Annotated in this window: 13 protein-coding genes; 4 read left to right on the plus strand and 9 right to left on the minus strand. The window is 68.4% G+C overall.

The window, feature by feature from the left end; genetic code table 11:
• Nucleotides 1-14 precede the first annotated feature (14 nt).
• From ACPPVQ_RS14555 to ACPPVQ_RS14565, 3 genes are read right to left on the minus strand one after another with little or no spacing between them, the layout of a single operon-like run.
• A complete protein-coding gene (locus ACPPVQ_RS14555; protein WP_426515812.1) occupies nucleotides 15-383 on the minus strand; it encodes a hypothetical protein in 369 nt (122 codons plus the stop codon).
• Nucleotides 380-1,342, minus strand: a complete 963-nt coding sequence (truB, locus tag ACPPVQ_RS14560) for a tRNA pseudouridine(55) synthase TruB (RefSeq protein ID WP_426515813.1) — start codon at nucleotides 1,340-1,342, stop codon at nucleotides 380-382. Before truB ends, ACPPVQ_RS14555 begins: the two co-directional genes overlap by 4 nt.
• Nucleotides 1,339-1,983 carry a TetR/AcrR family transcriptional regulator gene (locus tag ACPPVQ_RS14565; RefSeq protein WP_426515814.1) on the minus strand — a complete coding sequence of 215 codons (645 nt, stop codon included), beginning with the start codon at nucleotides 1,981-1,983 and terminating at the stop codon, nucleotides 1,339-1,341. The genes truB and ACPPVQ_RS14565 overlap by 4 nt, the downstream gene beginning before the upstream one ends.
• An 86-nt stretch (nucleotides 1,984-2,069) precedes the next feature.
• Here ACPPVQ_RS14565 and ACPPVQ_RS14570 point away from each other — a divergent pair, with 86 nt between their 5' ends.
• Both ACPPVQ_RS14570 and ACPPVQ_RS14575 read left to right on the plus strand, forming a co-directional pair.
• Nucleotides 2,070-3,506 (plus strand): MFS transporter, encoded by a 1,437-nt coding sequence (locus ACPPVQ_RS14570; protein WP_426515815.1) that lies wholly within the window; start codon nucleotides 2,070-2,072, stop codon nucleotides 3,504-3,506.
• A gap of 28 nt (nucleotides 3,507-3,534) precedes the next feature.
• Entirely contained in the window at nucleotides 3,535-4,536 is a 1,002-nt protein-coding gene (locus tag ACPPVQ_RS14575) for a ketopantoate reductase family protein (protein WP_426515816.1), read from the plus strand.
• Between the two features lie 24 nt (nucleotides 4,537-4,560).
• On the opposite strand, the gene ACPPVQ_RS14580 is transcribed toward ACPPVQ_RS14575, so the two are convergent.
• Nucleotides 4,561-5,235: a uridine kinase gene (locus ACPPVQ_RS14580; protein WP_426515817.1), complete on the minus strand. Its 675-nt coding sequence runs from the start codon at nucleotides 5,233-5,235 to the stop codon at nucleotides 4,561-4,563.
• A 40-nt stretch (nucleotides 5,236-5,275) separates the two neighbouring features.
• Between ACPPVQ_RS14580 and ACPPVQ_RS14585 the strand changes: the two genes are divergently transcribed.
• Complete coding sequence (locus tag ACPPVQ_RS14585; protein ID WP_426515818.1) at nucleotides 5,276-6,169, plus strand: A/G-specific adenine glycosylase; 894 nt, start codon at nucleotides 5,276-5,278, stop codon at nucleotides 6,167-6,169.
• Here ACPPVQ_RS14585 and ACPPVQ_RS14590 read toward each other — a convergent pair.
• The 4 genes from ACPPVQ_RS14590 to ACPPVQ_RS14605 form a co-directional block, all read right to left on the minus strand.
• Entirely contained in the window at nucleotides 6,166-6,474 is a 309-nt protein-coding gene (locus tag ACPPVQ_RS14590; protein ID WP_426515819.1) for a YciI family protein, read from the minus strand. The two genes, ACPPVQ_RS14585 and ACPPVQ_RS14590, sit on opposite strands and share 4 nt — an antisense overlap.
• Before the next feature lie 16 nt (nucleotides 6,475-6,490).
• Nucleotides 6,491-7,015: a 30S ribosome-binding factor RbfA gene (gene rbfA / locus ACPPVQ_RS14595; RefSeq protein WP_426515820.1), complete on the minus strand. Its 525-nt coding sequence runs from the start codon at nucleotides 7,013-7,015 to the stop codon at nucleotides 6,491-6,493.
• 113 nt (nucleotides 7,016-7,128) lie between these two features.
• Entirely contained in the window at nucleotides 7,129-9,951 is a 2,823-nt protein-coding gene (gene infB / locus ACPPVQ_RS14600) for a translation initiation factor IF-2 (RefSeq protein ID WP_426515821.1), read from the minus strand.
• An 80-nt stretch (nucleotides 9,952-10,031) separates the two neighbouring features.
• Nucleotides 10,032-10,310, minus strand: coding sequence for a YlxR family protein (locus ACPPVQ_RS14605; protein ID WP_426515822.1), 279 nt, complete (start codon nucleotides 10,308-10,310; stop codon nucleotides 10,032-10,034).
• A gap of 131 nt (nucleotides 10,311-10,441) precedes the next feature.
• On the opposite strand from ACPPVQ_RS14605, the gene ACPPVQ_RS14610 reads away from it, so the two are divergent.
• Complete coding sequence (locus ACPPVQ_RS14610; protein WP_426515823.1) at nucleotides 10,442-12,892, plus strand: cell wall-binding repeat-containing protein; 2,451 nt, start codon at nucleotides 10,442-10,444, stop codon at nucleotides 12,890-12,892.
• A 139-nt stretch (nucleotides 12,893-13,031) separates the two neighbouring features.
• Here ACPPVQ_RS14610 and nusA read toward each other — a convergent pair whose 3' ends face one another.
• A complete protein-coding gene (gene nusA, locus ACPPVQ_RS14615; protein ID WP_426515824.1) occupies nucleotides 13,032-14,039 on the minus strand; it encodes a transcription termination factor NusA in 1,008 nt (335 codons plus the stop codon).
• Nucleotides 14,040-14,062: the final 23 nt, after the last annotated feature.

A 14,062-nucleotide genomic window follows, 5' to 3' on the forward strand; every position in this document is an offset into this window, starting at 1 on the left:
CTAGACGCGCGCCGCTACGCTCCCTGCACGAACCAGATCTGTCCCATCCGGTAGACCATGACCGCGATCGCGAGACAGACCGCGCCCAGGATGACGGTGCTCCACCTGTTGCGTTCGATGAGCGCCCAGAACCCGCCGGCGATCGGAAGGACGAGCGCCGAGATCAGGTAGATGTAGAACTCCGCGAGGCTCCCGGTCGGCTCGTTGCCGACGATGGGAGCGACGATCGTCACCACGAGCTGGGCGACCAGCAGGATCTCGACGAGGGCGACCGCACCCATGGTCAGGTCGGACGGCACGCGGCCGGCGAGACCGAGCACGATGCAGAGCGCACCTGCGATGCAGGCGACGGCCACCTGGACCGCCGTGAACCATTCGATCATGCCCCGGTGCCTTCGGCGATTTCGTCTGCCGGGAAGTTCACCAGGGTCCTGGCCTCCTTGCCGTGGAACTCGACCAGCCCGACGAGGTGGCCTGTCGGCGCGATCGCGGCGACCGGCTCTCCTCCTCCGTCACGGTCGGGCACATGGATGCGTTTGCCATGCCCGAGGTCGATCGCCTGCTGTTCGGTGAGGTCGAAGCGTTCGAAGAGGCGCGACGCGGCGTCGGCGGGCGGGATGATGCGCGACGCGACGTCGATGTCGTCGATGGGGAGGGCATCCGCCACCTCGAACGGGCCGACGCGGGTGCGCCGGAGCCGCGTGAGATGCCCTCCGACGCCCAGGGCCGCGCCCAGGTCGCGGGCGAGCGAGCGGATGTACGTTCCCGACGAGCACACGACCCGGACGGCCAGGTCGATCGCGACCGTTTCGCCGTCGACGACGACACGCTCCGAGACGAGGAGTTCGAACTCCGACACCGTCACCGGCCGTGCAGCGAGCACCACGTCCTCGCCGGCGCGCACGCGCGCGTACGCCCGCTTTCCTTCGACCTTGATCGCACTCACCGAGCTCGGAACCTGCTCGATCTCACCGGTGAGGTCGGCGATCCCGGCGAGCACGGCATCCGGATCGACAGCGTCGAGCCTTGCGCTGTCCGCCTCGGAGACCAGCTCGCCCTCTGCATCGTCGGTCGTGGTGGATGCGCCGAGACGGATGGTGGCGCGATACTCCTTGTCGGTGCCGACGATGTAGGTGAGGAGCCGCGTCGAACTCTGGAGGCCGAGGATCAGCAGGCCGGTCGCCATCGGATCGAGCGTTCCTGCATGCCCGACCTTGCGCGTGCCGGCCAGGCGCCTGGTTCGGGCGACCACGTCGTGGCTGGTCCAGCCTTCCTGCTTGTCGACGAGAAGGATTCCGCTGGGTGCCGGCGTGCGCACCGGCGCCCCGTCGGTCTGGCTCACGCCTCTGCCCCGACCGCGCGAGGCGCGCGCCCGGCTTCGAGGGCGACGAGGTCGAGCACCATCTGCAGTTTCGTGCCGAAAGTGGATTCCACGAGGGCGTGCGCTGCGTCGTCGGTCTCGTACAGGTCGGGCAGTCGGAGGCCGAGCACGGTGTTGAGCAGCATCCCGTGCGCGAGGAAGTCGCGGATGCGTTCGGGCTCGAAGCCTGCCTCGTCGCGCAGCAGCCGGTAGATCGTGAGGAAGCCTTCGCGCGCCTTGCGCCCGACGACCGGGTCGCCGCCCATGCTGAACGCCTGCATCAGCGAGAGCAGGATGCCGCGGTCTTCGATGAGGTTGACGTAGGCGAACCCGATGCGCACGTGGAGCACCTCGTCGGGGTCGTCACTGTCGCTGCTTTCGTCGAGCACGGTACGGAACGCGTCGATGAGCTTGTTGACGGCGCGGTCGAGCACTTCGAGGAAGAGGTTCTCCTTGCTCCCGAACATGCGCACGACGTAGGGCTGGCTGATACCGGCCGCGCGTGCGATCTGGTCGGTGGTGGCGCCGAAGTAGCCGCGTTCGCCGAATACGAGGCTCGCCGCAGCGAGGATCGACTCGCGTCGTTCGCCTGCCGGTATCCGCTCGGCCGATTTGTCTTTCACGCTTGACAGGTTATCAGTCGATTACTACTCTGTGGCTTAGTAATCATCCAATAACCACAACCTTTCCTCCCGAACGGAGACGGACGATGAGCTCACCCGCACGGCGCGTACCCCTCTGGCTCGCCATCATCGCAGCATCCCTCCCGATGTTCATGGCGACACTCGACAACCTCGTCGTCACCAGCGCCCTCCCGGTCATCGCCCGCGACCTCAGCGCGACGATCGAAGAACTCCAGTGGGTTGTGAACGCGTACACCCTCACGTTCGCGACGATGATGCTCATGGCGGTGGCACTCGGCGACCGCTTCGGGCGGCGACGCGTCTTCCTGGCAGGTGTCGTGGTCTTCACCGTCGCCTCCGCGCTCAGCGCGCTGGCGACCGAACCGTGGATGCTCATCGCAGCACGCGCCGTACAGGGCGTCGGTGCCGCAGCACTCATGCCGCTGTCGCTGACCCTCCTCGCCGGCACGGTGAGCGAACGGCTGCGACCCGCCGCCATCGGCATCTGGGGTGGCATCGCCGGTCTCGGCGTCGCCCTCGGGCCGCTCATCGGCGGCGCCGTCGTGCAGGGCTGGAACTGGCAGGCGATCTTCTGGCTGAACGTTCCACTCGGCATCATCTCGGTGCCGCTCATCCTGCTCGCCCTGCCGAACAGCTTCGGCGAGCGCGTGCGCGCCGACGTCGTCGGTCTGCTCCTCGCCGGGCTCGGGCTCCTCGGGCTGGTCTACGGCATCGTGCGAGGCAATCCGGCCGGCTGGGACAGCTTCGAAGTCGTCGGGTCGCTCGTCGCCGGAGGCGTGCTCCTGGTCGCTTTCGTGATCTGGGAGTCACGCACTGCAGCACCGCTCCTCCCCCTCCGGCTGTTCCGCGACCGCAGTTTCACCGTGGCGAACCTCGTCGGCATCACCTTCAGCTTCGGGATCTTCGGATCGATCTTCATCCTGATCCAGTTCCTGCAGGTCGTACAGGGCCACACCCCGCTCGAAGCCGGCGTGATGACGATGCCGTGGACGCTCGCCCCGATGGTGGTCGCTCCCCTGACCGGACTTCTCTCGCCGCGCACCGGCACGCGCCTCCCGATCTTCATCGGTCTCGTTTTCCTGGCAGCCGCGATGTTCTGGATCGCCCTCACCCTGTCTGCGACCGAGCCGTACAGCGAGATGTGGCCCGCGTTCGCCGTCGCCGGCATCGGCATGGGCCTGGTGTTCGCGCCCAGTTCGACGGCCGTCCTGGCCAACATGGTGCCGGACGACCATGCCAAGGCCTCCGGGACCAACTCGACCCTCCGCGAGATCGGTGTCGCCCTCGGTGTCGCCGTGCTGACCGCAGTCTTCACCGGGGCGGGCGGAACCCTCACCCCGACCGGCTATGTGCACGCTGCCGTACCGGCCGTTCTCGTCGGCGCGGGTGTGCTCGGCCTCGCAGCGATCATCTCGCTCGCGCTGCCGTCCGGCATCCGCCGCCGCGAGGAGACGCCGGAGATCGCCGCCACGCCTGCCCCGGAGCCCGCGCGCGCATCCTGACCCGCCCTGCTCGCCCTACGCTGGTGGAATGCGAATCGGAGTCATCGGAGCCGGCGCGATCGGCGGCACGATCGCCGCGCTCCTCGACCGGGCGGGCCACACGGTCGAGGTGACCGCCCGCGGCGACCACCTGGCCGCCATCCGCTCGACGGGGCTGCAGCTTTCCGGCGGGTGGGGCACGCACACCGCGCACGTCGGGGCGGCAGAGAAGCTCACTGCGGCGCCCGAGCTCGCCTTCGTGTGCACGAAGGCACAGGATGCGGCGGCCGCGATCCGCGAACACGCCGAGCTGCTCGCCGGCATCCCCGTCGTGATCGTGCAGAACGGGCTCACGGGGCTGAGCGAAGCCTCCGCCCTGCTGCCCGACTCCGACTGCGTCGGCGCACTCGCGCTCTGGGCTGCGAGCTACCTCGCCCCCGGCAGGGTGAGCGTCACCACCCCGTCGACGACCTACCTCGGCTCGGGCGACGACGCCCCGAGCCCGGCGACACTGAAAGTCGCCCGCGTTCTCGGCGCGGTCATGCCGAGTGAGGCCACCGACAATTTCACGGGCTGCCAGTGGACGAAGCTCATGGTGAACCAGATCAACGCGATGCCGGCGATCACCGGACTGAGCGTGCAGGAGACCCTCGGCGACCGGCACCTGCGGCGCATCGTCACCGCGAGCCTGCGCGAGGCTGTGCGCATCGCCATCGCCTCAGGCGTGCGCTTCGGGAGCCTGCAGGGCCTCACCGACGGCATCCTCCGGTTCGTCGCCCGCGCTCCGCTCTCCGTCGCGCAGGTGGTGCCGCTGCTGATGAAGCGGCGGATGGGGCGCACCCCGAATCCGGGATCGACGCTGCAGAGCATCCGTCGCGGCCAGCCGACCGAGATCGACTACCTCAACGGCGCCGTGGTCGACCAGGCGGCCCGCATCGGCAGGCACGCCCCGATCAACGCCGCACTCGTCGGTCTCGTTCACCGGGTGGAGCACACGGGCACGTTCGTCGACCCGGCCGAAGTCACCACGACACTCGCACCGCTCCTGTAGGGCACGGGCGCCCTGGTGTCGGCGTCAGCAGCTGTCCGCGAAGATCCGGCGCGGATGCTCCGGGTCGGCATTGTCCACGAGCGCACTCGCATACTCCCGCGGGTTCGCCTCGGTGAAGTACAGTTCCTGGCCGTCGCGATACCGTGCATTCGCGAGCGCATCGGGATTCGGGTCGCGCGCGTCGCGCTCGGCGAGGCGCCCGTAGGCGACCTCCCACGGCACCTCGAGCAGGATCGAATAGTTCCAGATCCCGCGCAGCTCCGGCCGGTTGAGGAAGACCCCGTCGACGATGAGCACGCCGTCCGGCTGGCCGGTCACCCAGCGCGACACGGTCGCCGCATCCCGCCTGACATCCCACGCGGCGGTCTGGAAACCGGTGCTGCCCGCCATGCGGAACGGATCCACGAGCACCCGTCGGAACGTCTGGTAGTCGAACGAGTCGCGGTAGAACGACACGGGAGACTCACGACCGTCGCGGTACCGTTCGGCACGCGGACGGTGGAAGTCCTCCATGGATGCCCGGAACGCGTCATGTCCCGCCTCGCGGAACACCGCGGCCAGGTCGTCGCCGAACGTGGTCTTGCCGGCGCCGTCGATGCCGTCGACGGCGACGATCACGCGGCCGTGACCGTAGTTGTGGGCGATCTCTCCCACCAGTTCCCTCAGGAATTCGTTGCGCGGTGTTGGCGGCAGCTGCATGTGACGAGCCTAAGCCGCCGGGGCCGCTTACGCTGGGATCGTGCCAGAACGTGCAGCAGCATCCGCGCCGCTGCCGTTCGCGGCGACCGTGATCGACTGGTTCCACGCCAACCGCCGCGACCTGCCCTGGCGCCGCGACGGGTTCACCGCCTGGGGCACGCTCGTCAGCGAGTTCATGCTGCAGCAGACCCCGGTCTCGCGGGTCATCCCGCACCTCGAGGAATGGCTGACCCGCTGGCCGACACCCGCCGACCTGGCGGCCGTCCCGCCCGGTGAGGCGGTGCGCGCGTGGAAGTCGCTCGGCTACCCGCGCCGCGCCCTCTGGCTGCACGCCTGCGCCGTCGCCATCACCGAGGAGCACGGCGGCGTCGTCCCCGACGACGTGGATGCGCTGCTCGCCCTGCCGGGAATCGGTGACTACACGGCGCGTGCGGTCGCGGTCTTCGCATACGGAGGCCGGCATCCGGTCGTCGACACCAACATCCGCCGGGTCATCGCCCGTGCCGTCGACGGCGACGCCGACCCTGGGCCGCCGAGCGCGCGGCGCGACCTGGCCGCCATGGAGTCGCTGCTGCCGGCGGACCGCGCCGCCTCCGTGGCGTTCAACGCGGGAATGATGGAGCTCGGCGCCATCGTCTGCGCGGCGCGCGCGCCGAAATGCGACGGATGCCCGGTGCGCGACGCCTGCGCGTGGCGCCTCGCCGGGTACCCGGCCTACGACGGTCCCCGCAAGGCCGTGCAGAAAAAGTACGAAGGCTCGGACCGGCAGGTGCGCGGCCTGGTGATGGCGGAGCTGCGGGCGTCGCACATCCCGGTGACGCGTGGCGAACTCGAGGCAGTATGGCCCGACGACCTGCAGCGCGAGCGTGCCATCGCGGGGCTCGTCGCCGACGGCCTCGCCGTCGAAGGCTCCGACGGCCTGCTGCTTCCCTAGCCTTCGAGCAGGGCGCCGCCGTCGCCGAAGACGAGCGGGTTCCAGTCGAGGATCCTCGAACGCCAGACCAGGCCTTCGGTGTAGAACGGGTCGCCCTCGCGGAACCGTTCCGCCGCCTCGCGACTGCGGAACACGGCCATGGAGCCTTCCGCCACAGGGTTGCCGAACGTGCCGATCATCACGACGTCACCGCTTTTCGCGAACTCGTCGAGGTAGGCGCGATGGCGTGGATACGTCTCGACGAGACGTTCGAAGTGCTTCGGATCCGCTTCGGGATCACTGTCGTAGAACGAAACGGCGTACATGCTGGAAGGGTACCGCCTACGCTTTCCCGGCGGCGTCTTCTGCGGCCTCTTCTTCAGCGGCGTCGTCGTCATCGGCATAGAAATCGCTGCCGAAATCGTCGTCCTCGCCCACGGCATCCGTCTCGCGCGGTTTCACGTACGGGTCTTCATCTCCCGCATATTCGGCGCCGGCGGCGAGCCCTGCCACTTCGGTGTCGCGCTGGCGCGCTTCACGAAGCAGGTCTTCGATGTGCGCCGCATTCTCGGGGATCGCGTCGAGGATGAATTCGAGCGACGGCGTGAGGCGTGCGGTGATGTTCTTGCCCACTTCGGTGCGGAACATGCCCGTCGCGGCCTTGAGGGCCGCGGCCGTGTCTGCCCGCTCTTCGTCGGTTCCGTAGACCGTGTAGAAGACGCTGGCGTGTTGGAGGTCGCCGGTCACCTGTACATCGGTGATCGTGACGAAACCCATGCGCGGATCGCGGATGCCGCGCTCCAGTCGCTTGGCGATGATCACTTTGATCCTGTCGGCGAGCTTTCTCGCGCGTGCCGGGTCGGCCATCGCTGTCCCCTCTCTCTCCCGTCGGGGAGTCACTGCCTGGTGGTGCCCCGCGAATCAGTCGCGGATACCGGACGAGCCGGAGGCGGGTTGCCCCACCTCCGGCTCGTGGTCGGTCAGACGCGCGGCTTCTCGCGCATCTCGATCGTCTCGATCTCGTCACCGATCTGGATGTCGTTGTACTTGCCGAGGCCGATACCGGCTTCGAAGTCGGTACGCACCTCGGTGACGTCGTCCTTGAACCGGCGCAGCGACTCGATCGCGAGACCGTCTGCGACGACGACGCCGTCGCGGATGACCCGCGCCTTGGCGTTGCGCGTGATGGTTCCGGACCGCACGATGACACCGGCGATGTTTCCGAACTTGGAGGAGCGGAACACCTCGCGGATCTCGGCCACACCCGACTGGACCTCTTCGAACTCGGGCTTGAGCATGCCCTTGAGCGAGTTCTCGATGTCTTCGATCGCGTTGTAGATGACCGAGTAGAAGCGCACATCCACACCCTCGCGGGCCGCGCGCTCGCGGGCCTTGACGTCGGGGCGCACGTTGAAGCCGATGACGATCGCGTTGTCGATGGTCGCCAGGTCGATGTCCGACTCGGTGATCGCACCGACACCGCGGTGGAGGATGCGCAGCTGCACCGAGTCGTCGACCTCGATCTTCATGAGCGAGTCCTCGAGCGCCTCGACGGCACCGGACACGTCGCCCTTGATGATGAGGTTGAGCGACTCGACCTTGCCCTCTTCGAGAGCACGGGTGAAGTCCTCGAGGCTGATGCGCTTGCGCGCCTTCGCCAGCTGGGCGTTGCGCTCGACGGCTTCGCGCTTCTCGGCGATCTGACGGGCCGTGCGGTCCTCCTCGGTGACGAGGAAGGTGTCGCCGGCTCGCGGAACACTCGAGAGGCCCTGCACCTGGACGGGACGCGACGGAGTGGCCTCATCGACCACGTCGCCGTTCTCGTCGACCATCGCACGAACACGGCCGTACGCCGTTCCGGCGACGATCGCGTCTCCGACGCGGAGCGTTCCCGACTGGATGAGCACCGTCGCAACAGCACCACGGCCCTTGTCGAGCTTGGCTTCGATCGCGACACCGCGGGCGTCCTTGTTCGGGTTCGCGCGCAGGTCGAGGCCGGCGTCGGCGGTGAGGAGCACTGCGTCGAGCAGGTCCTGGATGCCGATGTCGTTGCGTGCCGACACGTCGACGAACATGACGTCGCCGCCGTACTCCTCGGCGACCAGACCGAACTCGGTGAGCTGCTGGCGCACCTTGGCCGGGTTGGCGTCCGGCTTGTCGATCTTGTTCACTGCGACCACGATCGGCACGTTCGCCGCCTGTGCGTGGTTGAGCGCCTCGATCGTCTGCGGCATGATGCCGTCGTCGGCCGCGACCACGAGGATCGCGATGTCGGTGACCTGGGCACCACGGGCACGCATGGCGGTGAACGCCTCGTGGCCCGGGGTGTCGATGAAGGTGATGGCCCGCTCGAGGCCCTCGTGCTCGGTCGTCACCTGGTAGGCACCGATGTGCTGGGTGATGCCACCCGCCTCGCCGGCGACGACGTTCGCGTTACGGATCGCGTCGAGGAGCCGGGTCTTACCGTGGTCGACGTGGCCCATGACCGTGACGACGGGCGGACGGATCTCGAGGTCTTCGTCGGTTTCGTCTTCGAGTTCCTGTTCGAGGTCGATGTCGAAGCCTTCGAGCAGCTCCTTGTCCTCGTCTTCCGGCGAGACGATCTGCACCTTGTAGCCGAGCTCTTCGCCCAGGATGCCGAACGTGGCCTCGTCGAGGGACTCGGTCGCCGTCGCCATCTCACCGAGGTGGAAGAGCACGGTGACCAGGTTTCCGGGGCTTGCGTCGATCTTGTCGGCGAAGTCGGAGATCGAGGCGCCGCGACGCAGTCGAACGATGGTGTTGCCGTCGCCGCGGGGTACGCTCACGCCACCCAGCGACGGGGCTTCGCGCAGTTCGAATTCCTGCCTCTTCGTGCGCTTCGACTTGCGGGCCTTGCTCTTTCCGCCACCGCGTCCGAACGCACCGGCAGTGCCACCGCCTGGGCCACGGCCACGGCCACCGCCACCGGCCGGGCGAGGTGCGCCGAAGCCGCCACCGCCGCCTGCACCGGCGCCGCCGGGACGCTGGAAGCCGCCGCCTGCGCCTGCACCGGCGCCGCCGGGACGCTGGAAGCCGCCGGTACGGGCACCGCCCGGACCGGCGCCGGGGCGCTGGAAGCCGCCGGGGCGCTGACCCTGCGCTGGAGCACCCGGACGCGGCGAACCGGGCCTGGGCGCCGAGGGGCGCGGGATGTTGCCGGGGCTGGGCCGCTGGCCCATGCCCTGCGAGCTGGCGAACGGGTTGTTGCCCGGGCGCGGGTTCGCCGGACGCTGGCCCATGCCCTGGTTGGAGGCGAAGGGGTTGTTGCCGGGGCGGGGTGCACCCGGGCGAGGGATGTTGCCGCTGGGGCGCGGTGCCGCAGCCTTGTCGGTGTCACCGGTGGCCGGGGCGGCCGCTGCGGCGGCAGGGGCCTCGGCAGCAGATGCTGCCTTGTCGGCAGCAGCCTTGTCCGCGGCGGCTTTCTCGGCTGCCGCCTTCTCTTCGGCGATCGCCTGGCGCTCGGCGACCGACAGCGGCGCGCTCGGAACGGGCGCTGCGGATGCCGCGGGTACCGTTGCGACGGGCGCAGCGGGGGCAGGTGCCGGAGCTGCGACGGTCGCCTGGGTCGGGCGTGCCTTCGGTGCGACCGGGGCCGCGGCGCCTGCGGGCGCGGCGAGGCCATCCGCCTGCAGCGCAGCGCGAAGCTTGCGCGCCACCGGCGGTTCGATGCTGGAGGACGGTCCCTTGACGAACTCGCCCATTTCCTTCAGTTTTGCAAGGGCTACCTTGCTGTCGACTCCGAGTTCGCTGGCGACCTCGTGTACGCGTGGTTTTGCAGCCACAATTCTCCTGTCTGGGCCTGACCCGGACAGGGCAGACCGTTAGTAACGGACGGGTCTCATTTCGAGCCGCTCATTAGTTGTCACTCATTTGAGTTCACTGTGCCGTTCAGCCTGTTCTCTCGTAGTGCGGCCTGGATGGCCTTGGTGTCGAGCATTCCCTCGACCCTCAGCGCCCGCCCGAAGGCACGTCGCTGCAGGGCCTTTTCGAGGCACTCGCCAGTCGGATGCAGCCACGCACCACGCCCGGGCAGAGTGGCGGAGTGGTCCACCACGAGTTCTGAACCCCGGGCGACAACCCTCAGAAGCGAGGACCGGGAGGCGCGAGAACGGCAACCGACGCACGTTCTTACAGGTACCATCTTACCCCTCCTGAGGCGGCGGCGGCGCACGGGTGGGCCACGTCCACCGTTCAGGCTACCTCGGCGCCACGCAGGCGAGCCTTGTCAACGACCCCGACGAGGGGGCACACTGCATGCGGGAGGGATCGATCGTGACGAAGCATGCCCTGGTGAAGCAACGACCCCGACGTATCGCGGTGACCGCCGCCGGTGCCGCCGCAGCCGTCCTCCTGGCGTTCGGCATCGCCTCGCCAGCCGCCGGCGCGACCACATCCTGGCCGCAGTTCGGCGACGGTCCGTCCCATTCCGGTGTCAACGCATCCGAGACGACGATCAGCACAGCCACGGTGGGAAACCTGAGCAAGAAGTACACCGCATCGCTGCCCGGGGTGTCCGACGGAGCGCCGGTCTACCAGCCGGGGGTCGTGACACCGAGCGGCACGCACGACCTCCTCTTCGTGACGACGAAGTCCGGCTGGATCGTGGCCCTCGACGCTTCCACCGGGTCGACCATCTGGTCGCACCAGAACGGCCCGGGCAGTTGCACCATCAACAATGGCGGAACCCCCTGCTACACGACGTCGTCGCCTGCAATCGACCCGGCGGGCACGTTCGTCTACTCGTACGGGCTCGACGGGCGCGTGCACAAGTACCGCATCGGTGACGGTACCGAAGTGACGTCCGCATCCTGGCCCGAGCTCACAACGACGAAACGGTTCGACGAGAAGAGCTCACCCGCACTCACGGTCGCGACCGTCGGCGGCACGTCCTACTTGTACGCGGCGAACGGCGGCTATCCCGGTGACAATGGCGACTACCAGGGCCACGTGACGACGATCAATCTCGCCACGGGAACCCAGAAGGTCTTCAACACGCTGTGCAGCGACCGGACGATCCACTTCACCACGACAGCATCGACCGACTGCTCGCAGGTCCAGTCCGCTGTTTGGGCGCGGCCGAGCGTCGACTACGACGCCGCCACCGGCCTGGTGTACTTCGCCACGGGCAACGCGGGCTTCGACGGGGTTCACAACTGGGGTGACTCCGTCCTCGCCATCCACCCAGACGGCAGCGGAACCACCGCGGGCCCGGTCGACAGCTATACGCCCACGAACCAGGCGCAGCTCGACTCGGCGGACCTCGACCTCGGAAGCACCTCGCCGGAGATCGTGACCGCCCCGAACGGCTCGACGGTCGCGAACCTCGGCGTGCAGGGCGGCAAGGATGCGAAACTGCGGCTCCTGAACCTGTCGAACCTGAGCGGGCAGGGCGGCCCGGGCCACCTCGGTGGCGAACTGCAACTGATCGATCTCCCTCAGGGCGGTACGGTACTCACCCAGCCGGCCGCATGGGTCGACCCGACGACAAACACCTCATGGGTGTTCGTCGCTAACGCCAACGGCATCTCGGCCTTCAAGGTCGTACTCGGCACGGGCGGCAAGCCGCAGCTCACGCAGGGCTGGACCCACACCGGGAGCGCATCCGCCGGCACCTCGCCGATCATCGCAGGCGGGGTGCTCTTCTACGTGACCAACGGCGGAGCGCGTGCCCTCAACCCGGCAACAGGTCAGGTCCTGTGGACGGACACCTCCGGAACTGTCGGACTCCACTGGCAGAGCCCCATCGTTGTCAACGGCGCGCTGTACTACGCCGACGGGTCCGGGGGTCTCCGCGCGTTCACGCTCCCGGCAGCATCTCGGATCGCCGGCTCCGACAGGTACGCGACGAGCGCCGCACTCTCTGCGTCCACCTTCGCCCCAGGCGTGCCGACCGTCTACATCGCGTCGGGCGCGGGCTTCGCGGATGCGCTCTCCGGCTCGGCCGCAGCGGGCGCAGGCCATGGTCCTGTCCTGCTGGTGACCCCCACCGCCATCCCGTCGTCCGTCGCCGCCGAACTGACCCGCCTGCATCCGATGAAAATCGTCGTGCTCGGCGGGTCGGGCGTCGTGAGTGACAGCGTGCAGCAGCAGCTGGCCCACTACACCGGCGGCGGCGCGTCCAGCGTAATCAGGATCGCGGGCGCTGATCGGTACGCGACCAGCGCCATGGTCTCGGCGGAAACGTTTGCGGCTCCGCATCCGGTCGCCTACATCGCGAGCGGCGAGGACTTCCCCGACGCGCTCTCCGGTGGTGCGCTCGCCGCCGGCAGCATCAAGGGCGGTCCGGTGCTTCTCGCCACTCATGACACGCTTCCGGACCCGATCGCCACCGAACTCAGGCGCCTGAGTCCGACGAAGATCGTCGTGCTCGGGGGAACAGGAGCGATCGGGGACTCGGTGAGGGCTGCGCTCGCCACGATCGCACCGGTTACACCGCTCAGCGGCGCCGACCGGTACGCGACAAGCGCGGCCGTCGCGAACCAGTTCACGCCAGGCACGTCAGCCGCCTACGTCGCGGTCGGGACGTCCTTCGCAGACGGACTCGCGGCTGCGAGTGCCGCAGGCCATTTCAACGCCCCGGTGCTTCTCGTCGCTCCGCATGCGATTCCCGCCTCCATCGCCACTGCGCTCACTCGGCTGCAGCCGACCGCGATCATCGTGGTCGGCGGAACGGGCGCGATCGACAGCTCCGTTCAGGCAGCACTCGGCGCCTACGTGCACTGACCGGGTCGGATGCCCGACCAGTCGCCTCGGGTCGATCGCGCCAGTTACGCCCGGCACATTCCGCCGGAACGGGGGTTCATTCGTTCAACGTGCAGCGTACTGTCGGGGATCGACTCCGGCTGGGTGGTGGCCGAGCAGGCTACTCCTCGTCGAGGATCGAGTCCGGCTGAATGTCGATCTTCGCGCCCGTCAGCTTGGCAGCGAGACGCGCGTTCTGACCTTCTTTGCCGATGGCCAGCGAGAGCTGGTAGTCGGGAACGAGCGCGCGCACGGCCTTGATCGACTCGTCGATCACGAAGGCGCTCGTCACCTTCGCCGGTGAAAGCGCGCTCGCGACGAACGTGGCGAGGTCGGGCGAGTAGTCGACGATGTCGATCTTCTCGTTGTTCAGCTCGGCCGTCACGGCACGCACGCGCTGCCCGAGTTCGCCGATGCATGCACCCTTGGCGTTCACCCCGGGCTCGGTCGCCCGGACCGCGATCTTCGTGCGGTGCCCCGCCTCCCGGGCGAGCGAAACGATCTCGACGACACCGCTTGCGATCTCGGGAACCTCGAGCGCGAACAGCTTGCGTACGAGCGCGGGATGCGTGCGCGACACGGTGATCGACGGACCCTTGAGCCCCTTCGACACGCTGGTGACGTAGACGCGGATGCGCGAACCGTGCGTGTACTCCTCGCCCGGGACCTGCTCCTCCGGGGGAAGGATCGCCTCGACGCTGCCCAGGTCGACATGGATCATGCGCGGGTTCGGACCCTGCTGGATCACGCCGGCGACGATGTCGCCCTCACGACCGCGGAACTCCCCGAGAACGGCGTCGTCGGCGATGTCGCGGAGGCGCTGGTTGATCACCTGTTTGGCCGCGAACGCAGCAATGCGCCCGAAGTCGCTCGGGCTGTCCTCCGCCTCGCCGATGACGTTTCCGTCGTCGTCGAGTTCAGGAACGAAGACGGACACATGACCGGTCTTGCGATCGAGGTGGACACGCGCTGCGGGAGGCTGATCCGTGTGGCCGTGACGGTGGTCAGGCTGGTTGGTGTGCTTCAGATAGGCGGTCAGGATCGCCTGTTCGATGATCTGCACCAGCTCGTCGAAGGGGATCTCTCGTTCGCGTTCCATAAGACGCAAGACGCTGAGGTCGATGTCCATGCCGGCCTCCTCTATTCAGATTC

Origin of the sequence: Leifsonia sp. McL0618 (genome assembly GCF_049994905.1) — a bacterium.
Taxonomy (GTDB): Bacteria; Actinomycetota; Actinomycetes; order Actinomycetales; family Microbacteriaceae; genus Diaminobutyricibacter.